This is a genomic window from Adlercreutzia sp. CNCM I-6207 (assembly GCF_977072305.1).
This window is the reverse complement of sequence record NZ_CDRVLZ010000002.1, coordinates 1-25,740: the sequence shown is the minus strand read 5'-3', so window position 1 is coordinate 25,740 and position 25,740 is coordinate 1. Positions and strand designations below refer to the sequence as shown.

23 protein-coding genes are annotated in these 25,740 nt (G+C 58.8%); 13 read left to right on the top strand and 10 right to left on the bottom strand.

All coding sequences use genetic code 11. The annotated features are described in order from the left end of the window. Window positions 1-10 precede the first annotated feature (10 nt). The gene (locus ACW4QM_RS01485; RefSeq protein WP_330039084.1) at window positions 11-1,528 is read left to right on the top strand and encodes an APC family permease; all 1,518 of its coding nucleotides are present in this window, start codon (window positions 11-13) and stop codon (window positions 1,526-1,528) included. Between the two features lie 688 nt (window positions 1,529-2,216). Further along, window positions 2,217-3,110: a hypothetical protein gene (locus ACW4QM_RS01480; protein WP_237418901.1), complete on the top strand. Its 894-nt coding sequence runs from the start codon at window positions 2,217-2,219 to the stop codon at window positions 3,108-3,110. A 453-nt stretch (window positions 3,111-3,563) separates the two neighbouring features. Here ACW4QM_RS01480 and ACW4QM_RS01475 read toward each other — a convergent pair whose 3' ends face one another. Further along, window positions 3,564-4,601: a threonine aldolase family protein gene (locus ACW4QM_RS01475; RefSeq protein WP_161128093.1), complete on the bottom strand. Its 1,038-nt coding sequence runs from the start codon at window positions 4,599-4,601 to the stop codon at window positions 3,564-3,566. A gap of 84 nt (window positions 4,602-4,685) precedes the next feature. On the opposite strand from ACW4QM_RS01475, the gene ACW4QM_RS01470 reads away from it, so the two are divergent. Next, complete coding sequence (locus tag ACW4QM_RS01470; RefSeq protein ID WP_161128094.1) at window positions 4,686-5,168, top strand: YbaK/EbsC family protein; 483 nt, start codon at window positions 4,686-4,688, stop codon at window positions 5,166-5,168. Window positions 5,169-5,248: 80 nt separating this feature from the next. On the opposite strand, the gene ACW4QM_RS01465 is transcribed toward ACW4QM_RS01470, so the two are convergent. Continuing rightward, complete coding sequence (locus ACW4QM_RS01465; protein WP_237974535.1) at window positions 5,249-6,802, bottom strand: helix-turn-helix transcriptional regulator; 1,554 nt, start codon at window positions 6,800-6,802, stop codon at window positions 5,249-5,251. A 356-nt stretch (window positions 6,803-7,158) separates the two neighbouring features. Here ACW4QM_RS01465 and ACW4QM_RS01460 point away from each other — a divergent pair, with 356 nt between their 5' ends. Beyond that, the gene (locus tag ACW4QM_RS01460) at window positions 7,159-8,826 is read left to right on the top strand and encodes an FAD-dependent oxidoreductase (protein ID WP_455798137.1); all 1,668 of its coding nucleotides are present in this window, start codon (window positions 7,159-7,161) and stop codon (window positions 8,824-8,826) included. Beyond that, the gene (locus tag ACW4QM_RS01455; RefSeq protein ID WP_455798136.1) at window positions 8,826-9,473 is read left to right on the top strand and encodes a hypothetical protein; all 648 of its coding nucleotides are present in this window, start codon (window positions 8,826-8,828) and stop codon (window positions 9,471-9,473) included. The genes ACW4QM_RS01460 and ACW4QM_RS01455 overlap by 1 nt, the downstream gene beginning before the upstream one ends. Before the next feature lie 472 nt (window positions 9,474-9,945). Here the strand turns inward: ACW4QM_RS01455 and ACW4QM_RS01450 are convergent, their stop codons facing one another. Together ACW4QM_RS01450 and ACW4QM_RS01445 are read right to left on the bottom strand one after the other, a co-directional pair. Continuing rightward, a complete protein-coding gene (locus ACW4QM_RS01450) occupies window positions 9,946-10,827 on the bottom strand; it encodes a Fic family protein (RefSeq protein ID WP_455798135.1) in 882 nt (293 codons plus the stop codon). A gap of 163 nt (window positions 10,828-10,990) precedes the next feature. Continuing rightward, entirely contained in the window at window positions 10,991-11,356 is a 366-nt protein-coding gene (locus ACW4QM_RS01445; protein ID WP_455798134.1) for an arsenate reductase family protein, read from the bottom strand. Window positions 11,357-11,633: 277 nt separating this feature from the next. Here ACW4QM_RS01445 and ACW4QM_RS01440 point away from each other — a divergent pair, with 277 nt between their 5' ends. Together ACW4QM_RS01440 and ACW4QM_RS01435 are read left to right on the top strand one after the other, a co-directional pair. Beyond that, window positions 11,634-12,533 carry an SOS response-associated peptidase family protein gene (locus tag ACW4QM_RS01440; protein ID WP_455798133.1) on the top strand — a complete coding sequence of 300 codons (900 nt, stop codon included), beginning with the start codon at window positions 11,634-11,636 and terminating at the stop codon, window positions 12,531-12,533. A 458-nt stretch (window positions 12,534-12,991) separates the two neighbouring features. Beyond that, entirely contained in the window at window positions 12,992-13,792 is an 801-nt protein-coding gene (locus tag ACW4QM_RS01435; RefSeq protein ID WP_455798132.1) for a MerR family transcriptional regulator, read from the top strand. Window positions 13,793-13,922: 130 nt separating this feature from the next. Here ACW4QM_RS01435 and ACW4QM_RS01430 read toward each other — a convergent pair whose 3' ends face one another. Further along, the gene (locus ACW4QM_RS01430; protein ID WP_455798131.1) at window positions 13,923-14,447 is read right to left on the bottom strand and encodes an HsmA family protein; all 525 of its coding nucleotides are present in this window, start codon (window positions 14,445-14,447) and stop codon (window positions 13,923-13,925) included. 205 nt (window positions 14,448-14,652) lie between these two features. Here ACW4QM_RS01430 and ACW4QM_RS01425 point away from each other — a divergent pair, with 205 nt between their 5' ends. Continuing rightward, window positions 14,653-15,336 (top strand): TetR family transcriptional regulator, encoded by a 684-nt coding sequence (locus tag ACW4QM_RS01425; protein WP_302783518.1) that lies wholly within the window; start codon window positions 14,653-14,655, stop codon window positions 15,334-15,336. Between the two features lie 116 nt (window positions 15,337-15,452). Here the strand turns inward: ACW4QM_RS01425 and ACW4QM_RS01420 are convergent, their stop codons facing one another. From ACW4QM_RS01420 to ACW4QM_RS01410, 3 genes are all read right to left on the bottom strand, one after another. Beyond that, a complete protein-coding gene (locus ACW4QM_RS01420) occupies window positions 15,453-15,926 on the bottom strand; it encodes a flavodoxin (RefSeq protein WP_455798130.1) in 474 nt (157 codons plus the stop codon). Between the two features lie 166 nt (window positions 15,927-16,092). Then, window positions 16,093-16,632: an RNA 2',3'-cyclic phosphodiesterase gene (gene thpR / locus ACW4QM_RS01415; protein WP_455798129.1), complete on the bottom strand. Its 540-nt coding sequence runs from the start codon at window positions 16,630-16,632 to the stop codon at window positions 16,093-16,095. A gap of 15 nt (window positions 16,633-16,647) precedes the next feature. Beyond that, window positions 16,648-17,508, bottom strand: coding sequence for a DegV family protein (locus ACW4QM_RS01410; protein WP_455798128.1), 861 nt, complete (start codon window positions 17,506-17,508; stop codon window positions 16,648-16,650). A gap of 178 nt (window positions 17,509-17,686) precedes the next feature. Between ACW4QM_RS01410 and ACW4QM_RS01405 the strand changes: the two genes are divergently transcribed. The 5 genes from ACW4QM_RS01405 to ACW4QM_RS01385 all read left to right on the top strand — a co-directional run bounded on the left by ACW4QM_RS01405 (window position 17,687) and on the right by ACW4QM_RS01385 (window position 24,875). Next, a complete protein-coding gene (locus ACW4QM_RS01405) occupies window positions 17,687-18,256 on the top strand; it encodes a hypothetical protein (protein WP_455798127.1) in 570 nt (189 codons plus the stop codon). 142 nt (window positions 18,257-18,398) lie between these two features. Then, the gene (locus ACW4QM_RS01400) at window positions 18,399-19,031 is read left to right on the top strand and encodes a hypothetical protein (protein ID WP_303149142.1); all 633 of its coding nucleotides are present in this window, start codon (window positions 18,399-18,401) and stop codon (window positions 19,029-19,031) included. Window positions 19,032-19,073: 42 nt separating this feature from the next. After that, the gene (locus ACW4QM_RS01395; RefSeq protein ID WP_418379780.1) at window positions 19,074-22,151 is read left to right on the top strand and encodes a type I restriction endonuclease subunit R; all 3,078 of its coding nucleotides are present in this window, start codon (window positions 19,074-19,076) and stop codon (window positions 22,149-22,151) included. An 8-nt stretch (window positions 22,152-22,159) separates the two neighbouring features. Continuing rightward, window positions 22,160-23,668, top strand: coding sequence for a class I SAM-dependent DNA methyltransferase (locus ACW4QM_RS01390; protein ID WP_418379781.1), 1,509 nt, complete (start codon window positions 22,160-22,162; stop codon window positions 23,666-23,668). Further along, window positions 23,592-24,875 (top strand): restriction endonuclease subunit S, encoded by a 1,284-nt coding sequence (locus ACW4QM_RS01385; RefSeq protein WP_455798126.1) that lies wholly within the window; start codon window positions 23,592-23,594, stop codon window positions 24,873-24,875. The genes ACW4QM_RS01390 and ACW4QM_RS01385 overlap by 77 nt, the downstream gene beginning before the upstream one ends. On the opposite strand, the gene ACW4QM_RS01380 is transcribed toward ACW4QM_RS01385, so the two are convergent. Both ACW4QM_RS01380 and ACW4QM_RS01375 read right to left on the bottom strand, forming a co-directional pair. Beyond that, complete coding sequence (locus tag ACW4QM_RS01380; protein WP_455798125.1) at window positions 24,841-25,335, bottom strand: restriction endonuclease subunit S; 495 nt, start codon at window positions 25,333-25,335, stop codon at window positions 24,841-24,843. The genes ACW4QM_RS01385 and ACW4QM_RS01380 overlap by 35 nt on opposite strands. Then, window positions 25,332-25,592, bottom strand: a complete 261-nt coding sequence (locus ACW4QM_RS01375; protein ID WP_455798124.1) for a tyrosine-type recombinase/integrase — start codon at window positions 25,590-25,592, stop codon at window positions 25,332-25,334. Before ACW4QM_RS01375 ends, ACW4QM_RS01380 begins: the two co-directional genes overlap by 4 nt. Window positions 25,593-25,740: the final 148 nt, after the last annotated feature.

The window sequence follows — 25,740 nt, the reverse complement described above, 5'->3', positions numbered from 1 at the left end:
GGTGTTCTCAATGAGTGCAAACGGAAAGACAAACGCGGGCGCGCCGCCGAAGGCTCCCGTAGCCGTAGCCACGGCCGCGTCCGGTGCGGCGAAGGGCGTCTCCGATGACGCTACGACCGCTCGCCTCTCCATGCCGGAAAACAACGGGAAGAAAGTGACGAAGCCGACCGTGGCCACCCAGCAGAACGCCGGCGACGACTTCAAAGCGACCCTAACTGTAAAGGACATGGTGGTATGGGGCCTCATCACCATGGTGCCCATCTCTCCCATGGCCGTTTACGGCGGCGTGTTCGCCGACTCCGGCGGCATGCCCACGCTCGCGTTCCTCATCGGGTTCGTGGCCGTGCTGTTCTCGGTGTTCTCCTTTGGCATCATGATTCAGCATTTCCCGTCTTCGGGATCAATCTTCACCTATGTGAGCCACGTGTTCGGCAAGCTGCCCGGCTTCATCGCCGGCTGGCTGATGCTGTTGCAGTACTTGGTGAGCCCGGCCATGGTGTACCTCATCGCGGCTATCGCCATTCACAGCATGCTGCCGGATGTGCCGATTCTGGCTCTGTGCTTCGGGTTCCTCATTATTGTGGCCATCGTGTCGCTTATCGGCATGAAGACCGCCATGGTGGTGAACAAAGTGGCACTGGTGGCTCAGCTGGCGATTCTCGCGCTGTTCGTCGTGTGCGGCGTGATGTTCGTCGTGCAGCATCCCGAGAGCGCGAATTTCTCGCCGACCAACCTGTTCAACCCCGCCAAGTTCGAGTTCGGCGGCACCATGTCCGCTGTGTCGCTGGCTGTGATGTCCTACGTGGGCTTCGGCGCCATCGCCACGCTGACCCAAGAGGCGAAGGACCCCAAGCACGGGCCGTCGCGCGCCATGATGGTGATGGCCATTCTGCTGTGCGTGCTGTACGCGCTGCAGTGCTTCATCGCCACCTGCATCGATCCGTCGGGTGCGGCCTTTGCCGGCAATACCGACAACGCGTTCTACGCCGTGGCCAAGATGGCCGCTGGTCCCTGGCTCATGGTGGTATGCGCCGTGGGCGTGGCCTTGGCTCAGGGCGTGTTCACCGCTATCGCGCAGCAGAATTCCATCGCCTTCGTCATGTTCACCATGGCCAATGGCGGTTGCCTGCCGAAGTTCATGGCCAAGATGAACAAGCGCACGAACTCGCCTTTGAACGCCGTCATCTTCATCATCGCCCTGTCCGTGGTGCTGACGCTGCTCTTCCATTTCAGCGGCATCGACATGAACACCGTGGTGAAGATCTCGAACTTTGGCGCGCTGTCCACCTACGTGATGCTGAACGTGTCGGTCATCGTGTTCTGCTGGTTCCAGCTGAAGCAGCGCAAGGGGGCAAAGGCCGTGTTCATGCACCTGGTGTTCCCGGCGCTCGGTGCGCTGGTGTGCTTCGCGATTCTGATGTCCGTGGGCACCGTGGCCCTGGTGACGGGCGTGGTGTTCATCCTCATCGGCATCGCCTATTACCTGGTGCTGACCCGCGTGCTGCATCGTCAGATTAACCTCGGGTAACGCCCGGTTGGCTGACAGCACCGTTGGTTGACGACCTGAACGATCTAAACGGGCCCTGACCTTGTGCGTCTGGGCCCGTCTTGTGCTTTGGGTATGGTGCCCCGCAGCATACAGCGGTACTCCGATGCGGGCGCGCAGGTGCCCGTGACAGGGTGCTGCGCAGATGTGCGCAGGTGGTTTTGCTCTCCATGGCGTATTTTGGCGTTTTTGGTGCACATGCTCGGGGATAATCATTTCCTTGCCGAGAAAAGTAGCGCAAATTTTTCGCTTTCGGTGCAGATAAACGAGTTCTGAGGGCAGATGCTGGCCTTCTCCTCGCTTGCTATGCACCGATTTCGAAATTAGCGGCCAAAACTCAAAGGAAAGACCTGCGGAAGTCCGTGACAGGCGTTTGTGCTCATGGTACACTGCAATGCTTACGAGCCAGTGCGAATCCTGTTTCCAACAGTCCGTGCTCAGAGGCTGTGTCCGGGTCTCTGCATACCAGATTCGCAAGATCCTCTCACGACGGGCCCGAGAGGAGTGCGTCATGGTTCGGCCATCTTCCCCCGTCGCTTCCCGGCGGATCGTTTGCTTTAGCCACAAGACAGCGCTGGAAATACTGACGGCATTGCCCCCGTCCCAAAAGCCCCAGCCCATGCGTAGCCGAAAGTTCCCCGACCAAGCACCGTCCTTAAAGGATGCGCAGTTGGCAAGCGATCGCGTTTTGGAGCAGTGCCCCGCGCTCTCCCTTTCTCGGCCCCTCCATGTTACAAGCGCTTCTACGTCTCACAACCACCGCACCGATGTTGTCGAATTTCATCGCAGCGGGAAGCCGTTTGGCGGCACGGGCTTGCTTTCGCTGGGTGAAGGGACAAGGGTGACCAGCGTACCGTTCACCTTTGTGCAAATGGCAACGTCGCTTTCGTTGATCGAACTGCTTGAGTTGGGTTATGAGCTTTGCGGCACCTATCGCAGAGGAAGAGCGGGTGAGCCTACGCGATACCATGCTGACCCTTTGATGACTACGCGACAGCTTGCCCAGTTCTTGCGCATGAATCCCGGCATGCATGGAGCAAAGCCTGCTCAGCGCGCATTGTCGTACATTGCCAAAGGGGCGGAGTCGCCGCGTGAGGCGAAATGTGCGTTGTTGTTCGGGCTGCCAGTGGCGTTGGGCGGATACGGCCTGGGCATTCCCCTTATGGGCTATGAGGTTGAATGCACGGGTGAGGCTTATGCTATCGCCGAAACACGAATGCTGCGATGCGACCTGTTCTGGCCATCAGCTCGTTTGGCCATGGAGTACCAAAGCAGGGCTTTTCACGAGGGGGAATTGCACCGTGCTCGAGACTCGCGCCGCGTGAATGCGTTGCGAGCCATGGGCATCGACGTGGTGCTAGCCACCGACAACGAGCTTGAGAGTTTGTTTGCTTGCGACACGATAGCGCAGTCGATGCTGCGGGTTTTGGGCAAGCGCAACCGCACATGTGTAAGAAATGCTCGTGATCGAAAACTGAAGCTACGTCGGCAGCTTGGCCTGCCGCTTGAGCCTCGACGCACCTTTGAAGCGGTAGGGAGTCCCTCTCATTTTGGCGAGGAATAACGTTTTTGGTGCAAAACCGCATAGTGCGAGAGGCTATTCCGGCGAAGTTTGGCGAAAAACTGCAGAATTGGTGCAGCCGGGGGAGGCAGAAGCAAGGCGAATGAGCGCTTGTCGGGAGTCGTGGTGCACCTGCTGAAAGCCGAGGCACCAAAAACGCAATAATGTTCCACCGGAGTTCGATGGAAACTACGCTAGATAGCAAGACCGGCTGGAGTGGGATGATTTTGGTTCGGTTCGCTCACGGCGCTTGGGACGGTGCGTCCGCAGCGACCGCAGTCCGCAATGCTCGCAACGCCTGAAGTGCCCGCGGCCTGGGGCTCGCAATGCTCGCAACGCCTGAAGTGCCCGCTGCCTGCAGCTTGCAGCCCTGCAGCCCTGCAGCCTTGCCTTTCCGTGGTGCCTGAAACGATATGCATGTCGCGCCTTGATAGCTCCGCTGCCGCAGTTGTGCGTCTACAGCACTTCGTGCAGGGCCGCTTTCAGGGCTGCGAGATCGTCGGGGGTGGTGGACCAGCTGGTGACGAGGCGGATGACGGTGCGGCCGTCCCCGAGCTTTTCCCAGGTGCTGAAGCGGACGCCCTCGGCCAGTGCCTCGACTTGGGCGTTGTCCAGAACGACGAACTGTTGATTGGTGGGGCTTTCGCGGAAGAAGGTGCACCCGGCCTCGCGCAGGATGCGGCGCAGCTCGTCGGCGGCCGCAGCGGCCGTACGTCCCACTTCGCCATAGAGGTCGTCGGTGAACAGCGTGTCGAACTGCACGCCGAGCAGACGCCCCTTGGCCAGCAGGGCGCCGTGCTGCTTGGCGTGGGTGAGGAAGTGCCGGGGCATGCCGCCGCGCGGGAACACGACCGCCTCGCCGCAGAGCGCTCCGCATTTGGTGCCGCCGATGTAGAAGGCGTCGGTGAGGCGCGCGATGTCGGCCAGGGAGACGTCGGTGTCGGGAGCGGCCAGGCCATAGGCGAGGCGCGCACCGTCCAAGTACAGCGGGATGTCGTAGCGGCGGCAGAGGGCCGACAGCTCCTCCAGCTCGGCCAGAGAGTACAGCGTGCCCAGCTCGGAGGGGTGCGCGATGAACACCATGCCGGGGAACACCATGTGGGTGTAACTGGCGTCGGCGTAGAAAGTCTCCAGATAAGCTTCCACGTCGGCGGCGCGCAGTTTGCCGTCGCATTCGGGCACGGTGAGCACCTTGTGCCCGGTGGCTTCAATGGCACCGGCTTCATGAACGGCGATGTGCCCCGTATCGGCAGCGATGACACCCTCGTGCCCGGCCAGCAGAGCCGAAATGACCACGGCGTTGGTCTGGGTGCCGCCCGTGAGGAAGAACACGTCGGCGGTCTCGTCATCGCAAGCCGCACGGATGCGGGCCGCCGCGCTTTCGCAAAAGCGGTCGCTGCCATAGCCCGGCGCCGGCTCCAGGTTCGTCGCCGCCAGCGTCTCAAGAATGCGCGGATGGGCACCGGTGGAATAGTCGTTCTCGAACGAGATCATGAGTCCTCCTCAGGGCTTCCCGGAGATGTGCGTCGTGCTATTATTCCACAACGTCGAAGATGGTGGCGAAAGGCGGTACGCGAGATGGCGATCGATAAGGTGAAGGCGTATTTTGCGGAATTCGGGCGCGAGGGGGATGTTATGGAATTCCCCACATCCAGCGCGACCGTGGAACTGGCGGCTCAGGCCGTGAGCTGCGAGCCGGCGCGCATTGCCAAGACGCTGTCGTTTGCCGTGGGCGACCGGGTGGCGCTCGTGGTGTGCGCGGGAGATGCCCGCATTGCGAACCCGAAATTCAAGGCCCAGTTTGGAACCAAGCCTCGCATGCTTCCTGCTGAAGAGGCCGAGGAGCGCGTCGGCCACGCGGTGGGCGGCGTGTGCCCCTTCGCGGTGAACGAGGACTGCGACGTGTACCTCGATGAATCACTGCGCCGCTTTGACGTGGTGTACCCGGCCTGCGGCAGCTCCAACAGCGCCATCGCCCTCGCTCCCGACGAGCTGGCCGCCTGCACACCGGGCAGCACCTGGGTCGACGTCTGCAAGTTGCCGGAGGAAGCTGTGGCGTAGAATTCCGATGCCGTTCGACATCCAAGCACCTCGCGACACCGCGGCATGGGTTCGATAGCGGCCAGGGCATTCAGTGAACGTTACGCCCGGGTGAGCTGGTCGTCTAGGTCGACTAGCTCTTGGCGGGAGTGGATGGCGAGTTTCTTGTAGATGCTTTTGGCATGGCCGCGAGTGGTGTTTTCCGAGATGAACAGCTTGCCGGCGATGGCCGATACCGTATGGCCCTTCATGAGCAGCTCGGCCACCTCAATCTCGCGCGGAGAAAGGCCGTGCTCCTCAAGGTAGCTGCGAATGCGGCGCTGTTGCTCGGAGGGGCCGTCACTGGGAACTCGTGTGGCGTCTGCTGCTGTCGCATCCGGGGAGTGCAGTGCGTCTCCCCGTTGACGCGCGCTGCCGTTGGCTGGCTTAGCACCTTGGCGGCCATCCCGGCGACTATCGCGCCGTCCCCGCCGTAACGTTGTGCCGCGGTTCAGCAGCTCCGCGTCAGTCATGGAGGCCAGCGCCTGGCCCTTTCCGCGCGTGACCAGAATGAGTGCGACCGACAGCAGCACCACGCAAAGCAGGATGACGTTCGTCCAATGGGCGAGGTCATCGGAAAGCGCCGGCCCCAGAAGCTCGGCCAGCCCGCTGCCCACGGCCATGGAAAGCAGGACTGGCCCGATGCACAGGGCGTACAGCGGTGAGGAGGGCAGTCCGTTTCGGATGGTATACACCGCGCAGGTGATGATGAGCAGCAGGTTCACCACCTCGAAGCCGAACATGAGAAACGCCACGAGCAGCGTCGTGTACTGCTGCCCGAACAGCGACGGCAGCAGGAACACGACGGTGAGCGCGGGGAAGAGCACCTGGCAGATATGCAGGATGTCGAAGCCCTTCGAAAGAAACAGCTCGAGGGCCACCACCAAAAGGGCCGCCGTCGCGAATCCGACGAGCACCGCGGCGCCGCCGGAGCTTTGGGCCGGCTCGATGCCGGCGATGAGCTTCCACGAAAAACCGAGGATGCTGACGCAGAGCGCGGGGCGCCATAGGTCGCCCACGGCGCGTCTCAGGGCGGGGCGCGTGAGGGGCGCCGTGGCGTCGGCCTCAATTTCGGCGAGGCTCTTCTGAAGGCAGAGAAGTGCTAAGAAGGGGAGCACGCAAACGGCAGCCAGGGCTACGGCAACGGGCGGTAAAAGGCGAATGAGCAAATACAAGGCCACCGACATGGCGGCCGAAAGGGGAATGCAGATGAGGGCGCGTTGCTGGCCTTCGGTTACGTAGAACATCTCCCAAAGCAGGAAGAACAGAGCGCAGGAGCCGCCCATGAGCACGCCCGCGACCGTCGTGATGGCGCCGTCGCTTTGGCCGAAATGAAACGCGAGAAAGTAGAGAAGCGCGGCTCCGCTGAGCATGAAGCTCGCCGCCGAGGCCGTCCAATGGGGAAGCTCGCAACGGCGGAAGGCGCACAGGGCGCCCAGGGCTCCTACGGCCAGGGGCATGAGCGTCTGTTCGGTGAGAATGTAGATCTGCCAATAATCGGCGACGGCGCCTGCGCCCTGGAACCCTGCGAGCACGATAAAGGTGACGGTCCAGAAAAAGCCGAAGCCGAGGTGGTGTATTCGCAGACCTTCCAAAAGCCTTTTGGCGCGTTGCATGTGGCATCCTTCCTCCCTGGTGCATTTAGCAGCCGCAGCCGGTGGCCGGAGGCGGCGCACCCAACAAGTTTGCGATGATACTTGGCTATGACCTGGGATTTTTCAAAAACAACCCAAAATATGTCCCCCTCAAAAGCGTGATGCCGCGCCACGTTTCGGGTTCCCGCTGCTGCGAATTTACCCAATTTGGTGGCTTACGCGAAAGGGCGGAAGAGGGCATAGTGCTTCTCGCGTTCCGCCAATGAGAGGGCCGGGGCGTCGGTTCCGGCTTCGTGTGGACAGCTTGGGTGAAGGGCCCAGGTAGCTGCCGCGAAAGCTTCGGAACCGTTCAGTCACCGAGACTATGGAGGGAAAACATGACTGGAATTTCTCGTCGCAACTTGCTCAAGGGCGCTGCCTTTAGCGCCGCCGGCGTGGCCGCGCTCGGCCTGGCCGGATGCGCACCGCAGACCGAGGCCACCAAGGCCGACGCGGCGCTGGCCGAAACTGGCGAGACCGCCAAGCACACCTGGGAAGTGAAGCCCGAGCCCATCGCGGCCGACCAGATCTCCCAGACCGTCGACACCGAGGTGCTCGTCATCGGCGGCGGCTACTCCGGCAGCTGCTGTGCGCTGTCCGCGGCCCAGAACGGCGCCAAGACCATCCTCGTGGAGAAGGACGCCGTGCTCAACGGCCATGGCGTGGGCGGCACGGGCTCTATCGCCTCGCGCGCCCTGGATGACCTGGGACTTAAGTTCGACAAGTCCTTGGAGATGGAGCGCTGGGTCTCCACCTGCGGCAACCGCTGCCGCGAGTCGCTCGTGGGCAAGTGGTTCCGCGAGTCCGAGCGCTGCATGAACTGGTTCCTCGACATGGCCGAGGCCAACGGCGCCAACTGCATGGTCACCGTGGGCTCCAACTCCACGGTGCACCCGGAGATCGCCTGCTACCACTTCATGTCCGGCGGCCCCATCTTCGAAGAGCACACCATGGCCGACTTCGTCGAGTACATGTTCGAGGCCGAGGCGCTGAAGGCCGGCGCCGAGTTCGTCTACGAGATGCCCGCCGTGCAGCTGGTGCAGGACGAGTCCGGGAAGGTGACCGGCGCTATCTGCCAGAACAAGTCCGGCGAGTATGTGCAGTACAACGCTTCCAAGGGCGTCGTTTTGGCCACGGGTGACATCAGCTACAACGACGAGTACATCGATGCGTTCGCGCCGGTGGCCAACCGCGTGTTCACCCGCCTGTGCTCCGACCAGGGCAACGTGGGCGATGGCCACAACATGGCGGCGTGGGCCGGCGGCGCCTTCCAGGAAGGCCCCTGGCCGACCATGATGCATCCCCAGGCTGCGGCCGTGTTCCACGGGCCCTTCCTGTTCGTGAACCCCGACGGCAAGCGCTTCATGAACGAGGCCACCTGGGTGCAGGGCAAGTGCCTCGGCGTGATGTACAACGGCGGTTCCGATCACGCCTGGTCCATCTTCGACGCCAACTGGCAGAACGATCTGAAGAGCTCGCTGGAGCACGGCGGCGGCATGTTCTGGGACACCTTCCGCCCCTACGGCTCCGATTACCAGGTGGCCGTGGACGGTCACACCAAGACCGTTGAGAACGGCATCGCCGAGACCCCGGACTACTACAAGCGCGCCGACACCCTGGAGGAGCTGGCCGAGATGATCGAGGTGGATCCGGCCGAGCTGAAGGCGACCGTGGAGCGCTACAACAAGCTGTGCAAGGAAGGCGAGGACAAGGACTTCTACAAGGAGAACCACTTCCTGTTCCCCGTGGAGGAAGGCCCCTTCACCGCGTGCATGGTGGCGCCGGGTCTGCTCGCCGTGTGCGGCGGCATCCACATCTCGGACAACTTCGAGGTGCTGAACGAGAACGACGAGCCCATCCCCGGGCTGTACGCCATCGGCAACTGCGCCGGCGACATCTACGCCGTGGACTACCCGATCAACATCCAAGGCAACAGCCACGGGCGCTGCCTCGTGCAGGGCAAGTGCCTCGGCGAGCAGCTGGCCGGCGTGTACCAGGAGATCTAGTGGCTGCGGAAGTCGTGGAATGCGGGGCGGTTGCCGCGGCGGCCGCCTCTAGCACAACGGCGATGCCGGCGGAAGCAGTGGAAGCTGCGGAAGTCGTGGAAGCGGTTGACGCGGAGCAGGCGTTCGGGCGGCTAGAGCACCTGTGCGCTCAGCTGCCGTCGATGGAGGAGAAGGGCGTCGCTTTGGCGCGCGCCCGCTCTGCTGCCGAGGTGGACGGCCTGGCGAAGGCGGCGGCCTACCGGGCGGCCGAGCTCGCCCGGGCCGACGCGCTGGTGGCCGAGGCCGAGGCTTGCGTGCGTGAGGCCGAAGCGGCTCTGATCCGATCGGAGGGCGCCGAGGGAGATGCTGCCGAGAAGGCGGCGCACATGGGCGACTTGCGCCTCGCGCTGATGGCCTCTGGCACCCAGCGCGGTTTGAAGGTGGGGCCGGCCCAGAACGCCGAGCATGCCCTGGCCCAAGCGCTGGAGGCGAGTCCCTTCGACACAGTGGAAGAGGCCCGTGCGGCCCTGCTGCCGACGGACTCGCTCGCCGCTTTGGCCTCCGAAGTGCAGGCCTACCAAGCCGCCTACGCCGAAGCGCTGGACGTGTGCCGCCAGTTGGAAGACGGCGAGGAGCCGGAAGGTCTCCCGCAATCGGCCACCTCCTAGTCGTTAGAAGGCCGCGAGGTTCCGGGGGCTCTTCGATCTGCGAAGGCCTGCGGATCCTCGGTTTGCCGATCCCCGAACAATCCCGCGCGGGCGCTTCCCTCCCTGCGCCCGCTCCTTTTACGAGCTGCCCACCTCCCGGGCGGCTCTTTTGCGATCGGTACGACCTTTTTGCTCCTTTGGCATCGCCGGTTTCGGTGGCACCTATGTGGCTACCTTCCCCGAAGCTTCCGAGTCCCCAACATCACCTAGCTCTCCAATGCTTTCGTGAGGGAGCAGCTTGTCTTGTCGGATCCTGTACGAAATACCGCTCTGCTATGGAGCAGTGCAAGATGGTATAAAAGAGTGTAAAACGGTGTAAAAGAGTGCAAGAGCGCCTTCCCGAAAAATGCGCTGATAATCTGGCAGTCATAAAGCTGATAATCTTGCAGTGGAGCGTCCGATAATCTGGTACTCCATCATCCCTTCCCCGAGTTTACCCAAGTCGGCGGGGGCTCTCCTCTTGCGGTGGGATGAGTCCTTTAGAACGGAACAGCTCGGCGGCGGCCATGTCGCGGTTGCGGTAGGGGAAGGGGCGGCCGGCGATAAGGCAGCCTATGAACTCGCGCAAGAACGTCGGATCGGGTTCGACCTCGAGCGGGATGTTGCGGTAGTTGGCCCGCACGAGCGCGTTGCGGAACTGCAGAGACGAGCGGTCGAAGGCCTCGCTGCAGTCTTGGGGAAACCCGTGGAAGTGCAGCAGCTGTTGGAGGAACACGGCGACGGTGCGCGTATTCCCCTCGGCGAAGGGGTGAATCTGCCAGATGCGCGCGATGAAGTCGGCCACCGAGGCGATGTAGGCGGTGTAGTCGCCTCCCTGCGCGGGAGCGGGGCTGAACTCCGAGAAGGCGGTTTCCAAATCGGCCTCGAGGGAGGCGTAGTCCCCGTAGGCCACCGATTCCCGTGCGAGGACGAACTCGCGCTTCGAGATGTTGTAGTCGCGGTAGTGCTGCTCGTAGAAGGGCTGTTCCATGAGGCCGCGGAAGAGGCGCCCGTGGATGGCGCGCAGGGTGGCGGGGGAGAAGGTAAACCCGTTGGAGTCCAGGGCGTCGCAGATGCGGGCGCTCACGAGGTCGGCCTCCTGGGAGTAGCGGTTGATGCCGCGCTCGACCTTCTGGTTGTAGTAGTCGTCCACGATGTCGCTCAGCTGGCGGGCGCTGATGCCGCCGGCAACGTAGCGCTCGGCCGCATCATCGAAGACGGCGCTGGTGGTGAGGCCGTCGACGGCCTGCAGTCCTCGGGCTCCGCGCACGCGTCGGTCGCGCACCTCGTAGGAATAAGGCTCTTCGTAGCGCTCGTATTCCGATTCCGTGCCCACGGGCCTCCTTCCTGCTAATGGCTTCGGGCTATTGTAACGCCTTTTGGGCAAGCATGTTTGTTGTAGCCTTCGATGTTGGTGCTTGACTTGTTGGGCTTTCTCAAATCTGGAATGTCCCTCCAGATTTGAGAGATTTGAACGATCTTAATGGCTTGAGCCCTTCCTAAACTCCCAGCGTCTCTTCCCAAGCGGCTTCCTTGAAACCGGGGATGACGGTGTCGGCGGTGACGAGCAGAGGGCGCTTCACGAGCATGCCGTTGGTGGCGAGCAGGGCGTACTGCTCGTCTTCGGACATCTCGGGCAGCTTCTTCGACAGCTCCATCTCGCGGTAGAGCATGCCGCTCGTGTTGAAGAAACGCTTGAGGGGCAGCCCGCTCCGCTCGTGCCACGCGCGCAGTTCTTCGGCGGTGGGATTGTCCTCCACGATGTGCCGGTCGGCGTAGGCCACGCCGTGTGCGTCCAGCCACTTCTTAGCCTTCTGGCAGGTGGAGCACTTCGGGTATTCCAAGAGCAGAACATCGGCGGCCATGACGCCCTCGCTTTCTCACGCGCAGCCCGATGGGTTGCGTTCGCTATACTTCGCTTGAGAATTATATTTGCTATACTTCGTCCGAAAAATAGATTTGCTATATTTACTATACTTGGTATATTTCTACGACCTGTCTATATTTAATAGATTTCGCTACAGCACGGGTTCTGCAGATCAAGCTCACGCATATTGCAAAACAGTATCTTCCGGATAGGTCTTATTCAGCTGCGAGTTTGGGGCGAGAAAGCGTGCAGGCGCGAATCCGAAGGGGGCCGTTGTGTGTCATCGGTTTGAGATGGTGAGCGGGGAAGAGGCCGATGCGGTGCTCGATTGGCTGCGGGCCGTGCGGCGGGCGCTGAACGCGGGTGGTTCGACAGCTGAGACGGCGGTGGTGCCGCCAGCGTTTGGCCGGCCGGTGGATGTGTCCTTCGATGCCCTCGATTGCTATCCCGGCGCAGAAAGCTCGGTCATTGTGATGGAAGGCGAGCGGGTCGAAGGCGATTTGGTTTCCGACGGCGAGGGAGGTTCCTTTGCCGGTGACTGTGGTGGCGATTTGGCGCGGATCGACCTTTTGTGGGGCGTCGACGTTTCCTGGAAACGAGGGCTCGTGTTCAATGCGCGCATCGAGTCGGCGCTGTCAGGGTCGGGCCTGTGGAACCAGGCTATCGAAGACGGTCGGTGCATCGTGCCTGTGCGGGCCTTCTACGAGACGCGGAATATCGAAAACGCTGCATCAGTTGGCATGAGAGCGGCGTTGGCCGAGGATGCGCTGTTTGAGGCTAGCGATCTTGCCGAGCTGGCGCGCGGAGCAGTGGCCGATATGGAGCAGGACATTCTGGGATTGAAGGGCGATCCGACGGTGCCCGCTCCTCGGCGTCCTCGCGGTCGCAAGCCGCAATATCGGTTCTCAAATGCGGGCGGCACGGCACTTCTGCTGGCGGGACTGTGCTTGAACGACCGCTTCGTGCTGGTCACCTGCGAGCCCGACGCCGTGGTGGGACGTGTGCACAGCCGCATGCCCCTCTCGCTGACGGCGTCGGAAGCCTTAGCGTGGCTGGATCGTTCCACCGACGCTCGCGACCTGCTCGCCCGTCACGTTCCCGTATCTCTGAAAGCCCAGGAAGAGCCCGCTCCCACCCGGCGTCCCGCCGACCCCGACCAAATGTCGCTGTTCTAAGCTCATAGTTGGCTGTTGAGGAAGTAGCGAGCTATGAGCTGCTCCGAAGGGCGCTAAGCCTGCCAGTCGATCCGGCGACTTAGGTGGCGGCGCTGAGCAGTGGCGGCGCTGAGCGAGAGTGGCGTTGAGCCGTGGTGCAAGAGAAGTGCCCGGAAATTTTAAGCCCCGAATTGACGGTATTTACGGAAGAACCGTCGATTTGGGGCTGTCTTTTTGCCCTTTTGCGAGAAAGTGGGTCTTTTCTAGCCTCAAAATCACGGTTGTTCAGAAAGAACCGTCAATTTGTGGCTGCAAAATCTTTCGAAAGCCCTTGACCCTTACGGAGCGTGAGGGCTTATGCTGGTTTCGGCAAGGCGAGATGAGCGATCTTGCGAAGAAGCGGAAGCGAAGGTGCTGGGAGTGAAGGAGAGGCGAACGTGGCAGCAAAGGCGAAAGCGGTAGCGGCCAAAATGCCAAGCATGCGAAAGGCGTCAAAGACGCAAGCGGAAGAAGCCTCGTACACCGTGGGTTCGCTGGCGAAGCTGGCCGGCGTAACGGTGCGGGCGCTGCACCATTACGAGGACGAGGGGCTGCTGCATCCCGAGCGCACGGCCAGCGGCTATCGTCGTTACGGTGCGGCAGATGTTGAGCGGTTGCAGCAGATTCTATTGCTGCGATCCTGCGGGCTTTCCTTGGGCGACATTCGCGGGGCCCTCGACAACGGCGATTTCGACTTTCACGGGGTGCTCGTCAATCATCTTGCCACATTGCGCGCGCGGCAAAAGGAATTGGAAACCCTGGTGGGAACGGTGGAGAAGACCATCGCGTCCCTGGAAGGAAGATGCACTATGACTGATGAAGAGCGGTTCGAAGGGATGAAGGCCCGAGCTATTGCCGAGAACGAAGAGCGCTACGGCGCCGAAGTGCGGCAGGCTTACGGGGACGCTGCCATGGATGCCGCCAATGAGCGCATGGCCGGCATGTCCCAGGAGGAATGGAACGACGCCAAGGCTTTGGAAGCTGCTATCCTCGAGCAACTGACTGCGGCGAAGGCGACGGGCGACCCGACGGGAGAGGCGGCTCGGAAGTTGTGTGCCATGCACGCTCGCTGGCTGCAAATGCACTGGGGCGAGGGAGCCTATTCGCCAGCGGCTCACGCGGCTCTGGCCGAGGGCTATGTGGCCGACCAGCGCTTCACGGCTTACTACGACGAAGCGGCAGGCGAGGGCGCAACGGCTTTCCTGCGCGACGCCCTCATCGCCTGGTGCGCCGAGCAGTAGAAAGAAGAGGCGGAACGTCTAAACCTCATCCCCCAAAAGGGGCCAACTTGGCATTTTCACAGGTAGCCCCTGGTTGGGGGATGCGCATTCGATAGGGTCGGGAAGCGGTGCGATCTTCCCGACCGTCTTGCTAGCGCGAAATCGCGTGGGGGCTGGTGCCACGACTCTTTCCGCTGCGATCATTCTTCTTGCGTCCTTTTGCGAACAAAATGACAGCCAAGATTGCCACGATGATGACGCTGGTGCCGATGGCGCACACGGCCTGCAGGTGGATGGCGGGGATGCCCACGAGCATGCCAATGATATAGGGCACGAGCCACGCCAGCCATACCACGGTGCTGAAGGTGTGGAAGCGGCGACGTGCCTGCTGGCTGCCGCGTTTATAGGTGAAGGTGGCCCAGAGCGCATGCACCAGCATGAGCGCGATGGCCACGACGCCCGTGATGGCATGGATGCCGAAGCCGGAGGCCGCTGATTGGCTGGCGATGTTGCTCATGGTGAGGGTGCCGGTGGTGTCGCACGCAAGGCCGATCCAGAACAGCAGCACGTACTTCAGGCTCAGGGTGCCGCCGCGGCGCTCGCCGAAGACGCCCCAGGTATAGAAGAAGAGCGCCAACGAAATGGCGACGGAGGCGAATACCAACTCTGCAGACATGAGAATCCTTTCGGTTAGATTGAGCGACGATTCACCTTTAACTTGAACATCGTTCATTAATGAACTATGTTCACAATAGAGACCGAGGGGAGGAATCGCAAGGCCGAATGCGCGGATTCGCAAGGTTTTCACAGCTTTGTTTTCTGCTGTTCACGAATACCGGGCATAATGAACGGGATTCATCTTAAGCGGGAGAAGGTGCGCTATGGGCAATCGTCCAGTGATCAGCAAGGAGCAAATTCTCGATGCGGCGTACGAGATCGCCACGACAAAGGGGCTTGGCGCGCTCAGCATTCGCGCGGTGGCGGCGGCGTGTGGCGTGGCCGTGGGCACGGTGTATAACTCGTACCCGACGAAATCGGATTTGGTGAACGATGTGGTGGGGCGGTTTTGGCAGCGTGCCTTTTCTGATCGTATGGGTGCGGTAACCGCGGGAGGCGTTGCAGATTTGGAAGAAGGGGACGCCGGCACGACTGCGCATGCTGATACCGGGAATTGCGCCAGCATCCAACAGGCCGACGCCCGCGCGGCCGAGGGCCTTGCGGGCGATTCTTGCGATTTCGTTGAGTTTTGCCGACAGTTGGCGGGCGAGATGGCTCGCGCTCTCGAAGAGTTTCGCAGCGATTTTCTCGACGGCCTGACGGCGCTCGGGGCCTATGACTTGGCGGTGGCCCGCCGCCGTGAAGCAGAGAGCTTTGCCCATGCGCGTCTCGGCTTGCAAGTGGCGCTTCAGCGTGACCCTGCCGTGCGCCGTGAGCGTCTGAAAGGCTCCCTTGCTCCCGAGCTGCTCTGCGATCTTGTATGGGAAACCATGATCGATGCGGCGCGGCACCACAAGCCGCTCGACGAAACGCTGTTCGCGCTTCTCCGGATCGCCCTGTACCGTTAGTTGCGCTCTGCGAGATTGTCCGGCATATACTTTCTCGTCATCCGACTTTTGTCTGCGGCGCGTGCCATGCATGGGGCGCAGCGTGGCAGAAAGCTCTTGCTGGAGGGGGGGACGATCTACAAGTTCTCGATCCACGTGCGCAGCGTGGTGTCGCTCGGGCCTCTGTTGAGGAGCTTGCCGGGCAGCACGGTGGCGTCGGGCGTCAGGGAGGCCATACGCTCGGGGGCCTTCCCGAGACCGCTGCCTCCGCTGGTGGCGAAGGGAACGATGATCTTGCCGGCGAAGTCGGTGGATTCGAGGAACGTGTCGATAATGCGGGGTTCCACGTACCACCAGATGGGGAAGCCGACGAAGATGGTGTCATAGCCATCTAGCGACGGTGCGTCGACCTTCATTGCCGGACGGCTGGCCTCGTCGTTCATTTCCTTGGTGCTGCGGCTCGAGCGGTCGGTCCAGTCCAGATCGGCGGCGGTGTAGGGGTTGGCAGGAGCGATTTCGAACAGGTCGGCGGATGCGGCGCTGGCAAGCGTCTCTGCCACGCGGGCCGTCGTTCCCGATGCGGAGAAGTAGGCAACCAGCGAAGTGGTCATAAGGTATGTCCTTTCACGAGAGAAGGTGTTTCCCCCAGCCTATAACTTGGAGTCGACTTCAAGTCAAGGGAATTTGGCGTAAACGCTACGGCGACAGCACATAGCCGGTTGAGATGGGATCGGCTTCGGAGATTGTGCGACCCTACTATGCCAGCTTCTCTCGGGTTTAAAGGTCGGGCCTCGCTAGCTCCACGGTGTAAAGGGGCTTGTACTCGGCGCCGTCGCGGGAGAGGGTGCTCTTGAACAGCGTGACGGTTTGGGCCTGCGCGGGCAGGGGGAAGGCGAGAAGAGGCAGGGGCTTTTTCGGAATGCGCACGCGGCGACCCAGCGTGATGTGCGGGCGGAAGGGCTTCGGGTCGAAGGGGACGTCGCGGGCGGCAAGCTCTTCGCGGACGCGCTCGGCCAAGGTCGCGAGAGCCGGGTCGGATGCGATGCCGAGCCAGAGGGTCGCGTCGGTCGGGCGCCCAAACTTTCCCAGACTGTCGGACGCAAGCAGAACAGAGGCCGAGCCGGCGCAAGCTGCATCAAGAGCGTCCATGGCCCGACTCGCTTCGGCATCGTCGATGTCGCCGAGAAAGGCCAGCGTCAGATGGTAGGTGCTTCGGTCGAGAAAGCGCCCGTCTAGCGAGGCGCTGAGTCGCCGCGCCATGGCCGCCACGTCATCGGCGAAGTCCGCGGGTAGTTCTAAAGCGATGAATGCGCGCATGGGAACCTCCTGTTCTCACGCGCTCGGTGTTTCGGTCATGAACAGGATGCCGAGGGTGCCGGGCCCGCAGTGGCTGGAAATGGTGCAGCTGGCCGTGGTGGTGTAGATGTTTTGGAAGCCGCGCTCTTCCAGCATGCGGCGCACGGCGTCGGCAATCTCATCGCTCACACCGGAGTGGGTGATGAAGATCTCGTCCTTCACGATGTCGGGGTAGCGCGCCAGGGTGTCGCTCACGTAGCGTTCGAGCACTTTCTCCTGCTTGCCGCGGTAGAGCTTGCCCACCTTCATGGCGCCGCTCTGGTTGTCCACGAGGATGCCCGGCCGGCAGCTGAGCTTGCCGCCCAGGTAGGCCACCAGCGTGGGGCACCGGCCGCCGGCGGCGAGGAATTCCATGGTGTCCAGCACAAACGACGCATGGGATCGGCTGTGCAGATCGGCTGCCTCACGGGCGATGTCGGCGGCGTTCATGCCGGCATCGCGCATGCGGCAGGCCGCGAGCACCTGCAGGCCGATGCCGGTCGAAAGACTCTTGCCGTCGATGACGTAGACGCCCTCCATATCGGCCGCCGCAGCGCTTGCGTTTTCGTAGGCGGAGGAAAGCGCGCTGCCCAAGTTGAAGTGGACGACCTGCGAGCCGTCGGCCACAAGCTCGGCGAAGTGCTGCCGGTAGGCCTCCGGCGAGCAGGCGCCCGTTTGGGGCAGCGACTTGTCCTCGTAGAAGCCATCGAACAGCACCTGGGGCGTGATGTCGATGTTGTCCAAATGGTCGCGCCCGCGAAACTCGATATGGAACGGGAAGCTGCGAACCTGGTGGCGCTCCCGCTGCTCCGGCGAGAGGTCGCACGTGCTGTCCGCGCTGATGATAACGTTAGGCATGGCCATTCCCTTCAAAGGGGTTAAAAGCTGGAATGCATTGTAGCGCTATTGCGGGCAGTGGGCGTTATAAAAGCATTTCCGGCCATCTTGTTTTGCCGTATCGCGTCTTTAGGATCACCGTCGTGGGGCCATGCTACAATGGCTGAACCGTTTTGCGCGAATTGAAGGAGGTCGTTTCATGGTTGAGATCGCTGATCTGCGCGATTGTGCCCCGAGCGGCCTTTTCTATGGAGGACGCGCGGGACAGAAGGAGGGCATTCTCATCGAAGGGGAGCCCTGGATTGCCAAGTATCCGCGCACGACGCGTGATTTGGCGGGCAAGCACCTGCCATCGTATACTTCAAGCCCGGTTTCCGAATATCTGGGTTCGCATATCTACGAGCTTTTGGGCATTCCCGTTCACGAGACGATGCTGGGATACCGTGCCGGGAAGATCGTCTGTGCCTGCCGTGACTTCACCTTCCCGAACGCGCGGCTCTTCGAGTTCAAGGAGATCAAGAACGCCCTTTCCGACGACGATGCCGGCTTCAGTTCTGCGCCATCGGATGGGGAGGTCATTTTGCTCGGCGACGTGCTCGCCGACATTAAGTGCTTTGCGGCAGCCGTGGATATGGAGGCCATCGACACGCTCATCGACAGCGTGCCCGAGGGGGCCTATGGCGTCGTGCTTCTATTGGAATCGATGCGCGAGGAACACAAGCGTCTTCTAAGAAAACGCCTCGAAGAGGGCATTCTGCCGCTTCCGTAGGCCGAAGCGGAGCGATACTGTTTCCGGTGGAGTTCCGAGTCTTGGCGGCTTCTTCGTTTCGTATTAGCTAGAACATCCTTAGCGATGATCAATTATACTGATTTGAGCAATAACGGGATGCGCAGAAGGAGCTATCTTGGCTATGGACGAGCTCGAATTCGAAGGACGGTTGTACCGCAAGACAAAGTGCGGATGGGTCGATAGCGGTTCCTGCAGGGTTAATGATGCGGTAGCGCGCAAATTAGACAAAGTCTTTTACGGGAAAGAATCGTCTTCGGCAAGTATCAAGGAGCTTTTTGCCCGGGCAAAACAGGCAAATCGAATGCAAGATTACCCGAATGCCGAAAGGATTTGCCTAGAAATACTCAAGCAAAGAGACTTGCCCCAGGAAGAAGCTCAAGGGGCGATCGCGATGCTGTTCTCTGCATTACGAGCGCAGTCGTCTTCTGCCGGCACATCGCTTCAGATAATTAAGTTGGCGGAGGGCTTTGCCTTGCAATATGGAAGTTGCGTATTAGTGGGGCCAGCGGGAATTTCCTTGGCGGCTGCATATTTGGATAGAGCTGACGCCCTAAAAAACCAAGAAGCTTTTGAGGTGGCCAGAGAAAATGCGATTCTGGGTCGCGATTGCTTCTGGCGCGCAATGAGTGGTCGTCCTTTTAACCCCTATTCCTCCAACCTATTCCATAGGATGAAGGTTCTCTGCGATGAATTAGGCATTGAAGTAAGCAAGAAGGCAGAGAATAGATGGAGCGATCAGCCTTTTAGCGAATAAGGTAGAATAGCCAAAACCTCTTGTCAGCGTGAGGAGAACGCGGTGGGACAGTTTCGGTACGGAGTGGTTAAGATCAACGAAGAATTCTTCGAAGACGTCGTTGTCGAGCATTTGGTGGAAGAGCTCGGATATGAGCATCTTTATGGCCCAGATGTTGAGCGCACCGATGATCGCTATAGAGACGTTTTTCTGCCAAGGGTTTTGCCCGATGCGCTGCAGCGCATCAATCCAGCCCTTCCAAGAGTTGCCGTTGAAGAAGCCGTCAGGAAGCTGAACGACATCGATGCCGGGTCGCTTGAGCAACAGAACGAAATCTTTAATGGCTATCTGCAAAATGGTGTAGAGGTACATTTTTTTGACGGGAGGGAAGACCGCGACGACATAGTTTACCTGCTCGACTACTCTAATCCCGACAACAACGATTTCCATGTTGTGAACCAATGGACTTTTGTGGAGCACTCCGAGAAGCGTCCCGATGTGATTGTTTTCGTGAACGGCATGCCGCTTGTGTTGTTCGAGCTTAAGAGCCCTTCTCGAGAGGAAACAGATGCATCTGAGGCGTACCTTCAATTGCGAAATTACATGAAGCACGTCCCCTCGTTGTTCGTCCCCAATGTTTTCTGCGTCATGAGCGACATGAGCGAGACCCGGGTTGGAACGATTACCGCCGACGAAGATCGCTATGTGGCTTGGAAGTCCGCGGATGGCGATTACTCCCAAACTCGCGCTGCAGGTTGGAGTACCATGCTCGATGGGATGCTACGCAAGGATCGGCTTCTCGACCTCGTTAAGAACTTCGTTTGTTTTAACAACAATGCGGGCGGCTCGGTCAAAATTCTCTCTGCCTATCACCAGTACTTTGCCGTAAAGAAGGCGGTCGCCCGTGCTAGAGAAGCGATCGAAGGCGATGGCAAGATCGGCGTTTTTTGGCATACGCAAGGATCAGGGAAATCCCTCTCAATGGTGTTCTTCGCCCATTTGTTACAAGACGCTCTTGATAGCCCCACCATTGTGGTGATTACTGATCGGAATGATTTAGACGATCAGCTCTTCGGCCAATTCTCGCGCTGCGCGTCATTCCTCCGCCAAACTGCTGTGCAGGCAGAAAGCCGCAGGCATCTCAAAGAGCTGCTGGTCGGGCGAGAAGCGAATGGCATTATCTTCACTACTATGCAGAAGTTCATGGATGGCGACGAGCCTCTTTGCGACCGAAGCAATGTCGTTGTTATGGTGGACGAGGCTCATCGCGGGCAGTATGGACTGACTGAAAAAATAGATGCCGAGGGCAATATATCCATTGGGGCCGCGCGCATTGTCCGAAAGGCGCTTCCGAACGCATCCTATATTGGCTTTACTGGTACGCCCATTTCTACGCAAGATAGAAGTACGCGGGAAATTTTCGGCGACTATATCGATGTATACGACATGACGCAGGCGGTTGAGGACAATGCGACGCGTCCCGTGTACTACGAGAGTCGCGTTGTGGCCCTCAAGCTCGATCCCGAAACGCTCGGTACCTTGGATGCCGTTTACAGCGAATTCGCCAACGAAGCCGACGAGGTGACGCTCGCGAAAAGCAAACGCGACTTGGGCGGAATGGATGCCATTTTCGGTGCTCCGGAGACTATTGATGCTCTTTGTGAAGACATCATTGACCATTACGAGAACAACCGCGCTGATGTTCTTGCTGGAAAAGCACTAGTGGTTGCTTATAGCAGGACGATCGCCATGAAGATCTACGAGCGCATGATGGAGTTGCGTCCCGATTGGACGGACAAGCTTGGCGTAGTCATGACCATGGGGAACCAAGACCCCGAAGAATGGTTCAGCGTATGCGGAGGGGCCACGCATAAAAAAGAGATGGAGCGCAAGTTCAAGGATGAGAACGACCCGCTGAAGATCGCCATCGTTGTTGATATGTGGCTCACTGGCTTCGATGTGCCCAGTCTTGCCACGATGTACGTTTTCAAGCCGATGAAAGGCCACAACCTCATGCAGGCCATCGCGCGCGTGAATCGTGTTTGCCGGGGCAAAGAAGGCGGTCTAGTTGTCGATTACATTGGTATCGCCCGTGCGCTCAAGCAAGCCATGAGGGATTACACCAACCGAGACCAGCGCAACTATGGCGATATGGATGTGTCGGCCACAGCCTATCCCCGTTTTTTGGAAAAGCTCGATGTGTGCCGTGATTTGCTTTATGGGTTCAATTACGAGGAGATGGTTTTCTCCGGTAGTAAGGCGCAGCTGGCTGAAGCAATTTCCGAAGGGACCGACTGGCTGCTTGAGCCTGCTCGACATGAGGATAGGGAAGAATTCTTAAAGCAGTGTCAGCTCATGAATCAGGCGCTCTCGCTTTGCAAAAGTCTTGTAAGTGAAAAGGATCAGCACGAAGCGGCGTACATGAGCGTGCTTCGCGTACAAGTGCTAAGGCTAACGGGGCGTAAGTCGTCAAGTGGCAGAGGGATGACCTATAAAGAGTTCAACCAAAAAGTCAGCGCTATTCTTGAACAGACCGTGCATGCTGAAGGGGTTATCGACCTTTTCGAAGAGGACAGCGTTGAGATCTCGCTTTTCGATGAAGCTTTTCTGGAAGAGCTCTCCCACATGAAGCAAAGAAACATTGCTGTGGAGAGCCTGAAGCGGCTTATCAAAGAGCAGGTGAAGGCCTACCAAAAAACCAGTGTAGTAAAGGCAGCGAAGTTCAGCGAGATGCTGCAGAGCACACTGAACGCTTACTTGAATGGGATGCTTACGAATGCCCAGGTCATCGAAGAGCTCGTGAAGATGGCCAAAGAAATGATGCAGGATCGTTCAGAAGCCGAAGCGCTGGGATTGACCGATGAAGAGATGGCTTTCTATGATGCCATCACTAAGCCGCAAGCGGTAAAGGACTTCTACGATAATGACCAGCTTGTGGCCATTACACGGGAGCTTACTGAGGCTATGCGGAGTAGCGCCACTATTGATTGGCAGCGCAAAGAGAATGCTCGCGCGGGAATGCGCCGAGCCATTAAGCGGTTGCTCAGAAAATACAAGTATCCTCCTGAGGGAGTGGACGACGCCATGGAGACGGTTATGGCACAATGTGAGTTGTGGGCCGACACGAAGATCTACGAATAGGAATGCGAATGGCTAAGAAAGAAAACACGCAGGAAATCGGTTTCGAGCAACAGATTTGGAAAGCTGCCGACAAGCTGCGCGGTAATCTGGACGCATCAGAATACAAAAGCGTCGTGCTGGGGCTCATCTTCCTGAAGTACATCTCTGATAAATTCGAAGAGCGTTATTTGGAACTGCTCGAAGAGGGCGATGGATTCGAGGAAGACCGCGACGAATACACCTACCAGAGCATCTTTTTCGTGCCCCCGGAAGCGCGCTGGTCGACAATTGCGGCGCAGGCTCATACGCTGGAGATTGGCAAAGTGATCGACGAGGCGATGCGTCAGATCGAATACGAGAACCCGAAATTGAAAGGTGTGTTGCCTAAGAATTTCGCGCGGCAGGAGCTGGATAAGCGGCGCTTAGGCGATGTGGTTGATCTATTCACGAATGTGAGAATGGCCGAGAAGGGCGACACCCGAGATATTCTTGGTCGCACCTATGAGTACTGCCTCTCGAAGTTTGCCGAGCAGGAGGGAAAGAACGCCGGAGAATTCTACACCCCAACCTGTATTGTCAGAACGCTGGTTGAGGTTATCCAACCCTATCATGGCCGCGTGTACGATCCGTGCTGCGGATCCGGTGGTATGTTCGTGCAGTCGACCGATTTCGTGAAGCATCATGCCGGCAAGATCAACGACCTGTCTATCTACGGCCAGGAAAGCAATCCCACTACCTGGAAAATGGCCACGATGAACCTTGCCATACGGGGTATCGAGGCCGACCTGGGACAGTTCAATGCCGATACGTTTTTCAAGGACTGCCATAAGGACAAGCGCTTCGATTTCATTCTGGCAAATCCACCCTTTAACTTGAAGGATTGGGGCGCCGATCAGCTGAAGGATGATCGCCGTTGGAAGTATGGTACACCTCCCGAGGGCAATGCCAACTTCGCATGGCTGCAACATATGATCTACCATCTATACGAGGATCATGGGCGCATCGGCATGGTGCTTGCCAACGGTTCGCTTTCGTCCCAAACAGGCGGCGAGGGGAAGATTCGCCAGGCTATCGTCGACGACGATCTGGTCGAGGGCATAATCGCGATGCCGCCTCAACTGTTCTACAGTACGGGCATTCCCGTTTCTCTTTGGATTCTCGACAGGAATAAGAAGCGTCCTGGGGAAACGCTGTTTGTGGATGCTCGCGAAATGGGAACGATGGTGACTCGTCGATTGCGCGAGTTCACGGACGAGGATATCGCCAAAGTGGCCGGTGCTTTCAATGCTTTCCGCGATGGTACTTTAGAGAACGAGAAGGGCTTTTGTGCGGCTGTTTCAACTGATGACATTGCCAAACAAGACTACGTACTTACGCCTGGCCGCTATGTTGGAATTGCCGAAGTAGAAGATGACGGAGAACCTTTTGAGGAGAAAATGGCCCGGCTCACCAAGGAACTCGGTGAAATGTTCGAAGAGTCTGATCGTCTGCAAGAGCAGATCAAAAAGAACTTGGAGGCGATCGGCTTTGGAATGTAGGTGGAAAGAAAAACCTCTGGCAGAAGTCGTTGATCTAGTTATTGACCATAGGGGCAAGACTCCGAAAAAATTGAACGGCGACTGGGCGGAAACAGGGTACCGGGTTCTTTCGGCAAAAAATATCAAGACTGGGCATATCGTTCAAACGGATGCGATACGTTATGTCGATCGGGATTTATACCAAAAGTGGATGCCGGACGAGGTTCGGAGGGGGGATGTTTTCGTGACCTCTGAGGCTCCGTTCGGACAGATTTACTACTGGGATTCCGACGAGCGTATTGTTTTGGGACAGCGACTTTTTGGACTTCGTCTAAACAGGACTGCATGCGATCCAAAATACGCATATTACTGGATGTGCGGTGCATTGTTTCAATCCGAGCTAAGAGGACGTGCTACGGGTACTACAGTTGTTGGCTTGAGGCAGCCCGAGTTGCTGAAGTGCACAATAAGGCTTCCCTCCATGGCCACACAGAAGGCCATTGCGAATATGCTGGGAGCCATCGACGATAAAATTGCTCTCAACTATCGAATAAATGACCATTTACTCGAAATGGCACTCTCTGAATACAAGGAGCTGTCACGGCAAAGTAGCAGCAAACGCACATTGCAGGACTGCACTTCTCTGCTGTGTCGCGGCGGTGCGCCCAAGTATTGCGAAAAAGGAAAATTCCGCGCACTGAATCAACGTTGTATTCGCAACCATAAGATTGATGATGCGAACGCCAGAAGAATCGAAAATCCTAAATCTAGTGAGAAGCTTTTGCGTTATGGAGACATTCTTATCTGCTCAACAGGCACCGGAACATTAGGGAGGTCAGCGCAGGTATTGTGTCACGATGAGCGGGTGACCGTTGACTCACACGTAACAATAGTGCGGCCTGCGTATGAGGCGCTGGTGGAATACTTGGGGTGCTGGGCGCTATCGTCGGAAGACCAGTTTGAGTCAATGGCCAAGGGAAGTACCGGGCAAACAGAACTGCCACGCACCGAGCTTGCTGAGCTCGAGATCGGCTTCCCTGATACGGCCTCCTTGGACGACTTCTCTGGAAAAACTAAACCGCTATTCGAGGCCATCCAAAGCAATGTTAGAGAAAACCAGAGCTTGGAGTGCCTTCGCGACGCCCTTCTCTCAAAGCTCATGTCCGGCGAGATTGACGTTTCGCGGATCGGTCTCAGGCAGCTAAATGGTCATTTATTCGAGCGTTAATGAGAATTTTGCTTCTTATCGGATTGAGGACGGCGGCAATTTGTTTTTGGACTTGAAAAGAACAGGGGTCAATTCGGTATCGCATTATCGCATCTTTGTCGCCACGAGGCATTTTCGTGCCACGCGAAGTAGCGGTCATGTAATCGAAAAAGTCATCGTCCGATAAGACCCAGTAAAGATAGCTCGGATCACAATGTAGGGGTTTAAAGACGAGGACATCAGCAGAGCATGTTCCATCGTGGTCGGCCTGCCAGATCTTCTTAAAGTATGGGCGAATATTGGAAACAAGGGTGTCCCCGCAGCGATATATGCGAAACTTGTTTTGGTCAGGAAGTGCCGAAGAACGAGTAATGCCCTGTTTGTTGGGGAGCATCGACTCTGTCGAAAGGTACGAATCAATATCAGAAAGAGTCGTCGTCTCTGTCCGGTACTCGCAGATGTCGCTGAGGGTTAGGCTCATTCCAAATACCTTCTGTGCGATGCCTTTACGTTGTTCTGACTTACCATGGCATAGTGCATGGTGGTGTCTATTTTCGCATGACCGAGGAGTTTTTGCACTTGCTCAATGGGCATCCCTTTGCCAATGGCATATGTGGCCAGGGTGCGTCGGAACTTATGGGGGTGGACGCGATGCATATCGAGGCGCTGTCCAATTTTGCGAAGTAGCAACTCTATGGCGCCTATTGAGTAGTAACCTCTCGCGGTACCATCGATCACCTGGCTTGGTACCGGCGATCAGCAAAAGGCGGTACCGCGAGTAGGCTGTCTCGGTACCGCTAATCAGCGCGCCTCTTCTTGGCGAAGTACTCTCGCATGTTCGGCCCCTCGAGATCTATGTAGCGGGCACCGGTTGCGATGCGGTTGA

Bases quoted from the DNA above. Each gene is read 5' to 3' on its own strand.
- ACW4QM_RS01420 (WP_455798130.1), bottom strand. From the start codon at position 15,926: ATGACCACTTCGCTGGTTGCCTACTTCTCCGCATCGGGAACGACGGCC.
- ACW4QM_RS01380 (WP_455798125.1), bottom strand. From the start codon at position 25,335: ATGAGCCTAACCCTCAGCGACATCTGCGAGTACCGGACAGAGACGACG.
- ACW4QM_RS01475 (WP_161128093.1), bottom strand. From the start codon at position 4,601: ATGATCTCGTTCGAGAACGACTATTCCACCGGTGCCCATCCGCGCATT.
- ACW4QM_RS01465 (WP_237974535.1), bottom strand. From the start codon at position 6,802: ATGCAACGCGCCAAAAGGCTTTTGGAAGGTCTGCGAATACACCACCTC.
- ACW4QM_RS01460 (WP_455798137.1), top strand. From the start codon at position 7,159: ATGACTGGAATTTCTCGTCGCAACTTGCTCAAGGGCGCTGCCTTTAGC.
- ACW4QM_RS01430 (WP_455798131.1), bottom strand. From the start codon at position 14,447: ATGTCTGCAGAGTTGGTATTCGCCTCCGTCGCCATTTCGTTGGCGCTC.
- ACW4QM_RS01435 (WP_455798132.1), top strand. From the start codon at position 12,992: ATGCGAAAGGCGTCAAAGACGCAAGCGGAAGAAGCCTCGTACACCGTG.
- ACW4QM_RS01400 (WP_303149142.1), top strand. From the start codon at position 18,399: ATGGACGAGCTCGAATTCGAAGGACGGTTGTACCGCAAGACAAAGTGC.
- ACW4QM_RS01425 (WP_302783518.1), top strand. From the start codon at position 14,653: ATGGGCAATCGTCCAGTGATCAGCAAGGAGCAAATTCTCGATGCGGCG.
- ACW4QM_RS01390 (WP_418379781.1), top strand. From the start codon at position 22,160: ATGGCTAAGAAAGAAAACACGCAGGAAATCGGTTTCGAGCAACAGATT.
- ACW4QM_RS01445 (WP_455798134.1), bottom strand. From the start codon at position 11,356: ATGGCCGCCGATGTTCTGCTCTTGGAATACCCGAAGTGCTCCACCTGC.
- ACW4QM_RS01485 (WP_330039084.1), top strand. From the start codon at position 11: ATGAGTGCAAACGGAAAGACAAACGCGGGCGCGCCGCCGAAGGCTCCC.
- thpR (WP_455798129.1), bottom strand. From the start codon at position 16,632: ATGCGCGCATTCATCGCTTTAGAACTACCCGCGGACTTCGCCGATGAC.
- ACW4QM_RS01410 (WP_455798128.1), bottom strand. From the start codon at position 17,508: ATGCCTAACGTTATCATCAGCGCGGACAGCACGTGCGACCTCTCGCCG.
- ACW4QM_RS01470 (WP_161128094.1), top strand. From the start codon at position 4,686: ATGGCGATCGATAAGGTGAAGGCGTATTTTGCGGAATTCGGGCGCGAG.
- ACW4QM_RS01405 (WP_455798127.1), top strand. From the start codon at position 17,687: ATGGTTGAGATCGCTGATCTGCGCGATTGTGCCCCGAGCGGCCTTTTC.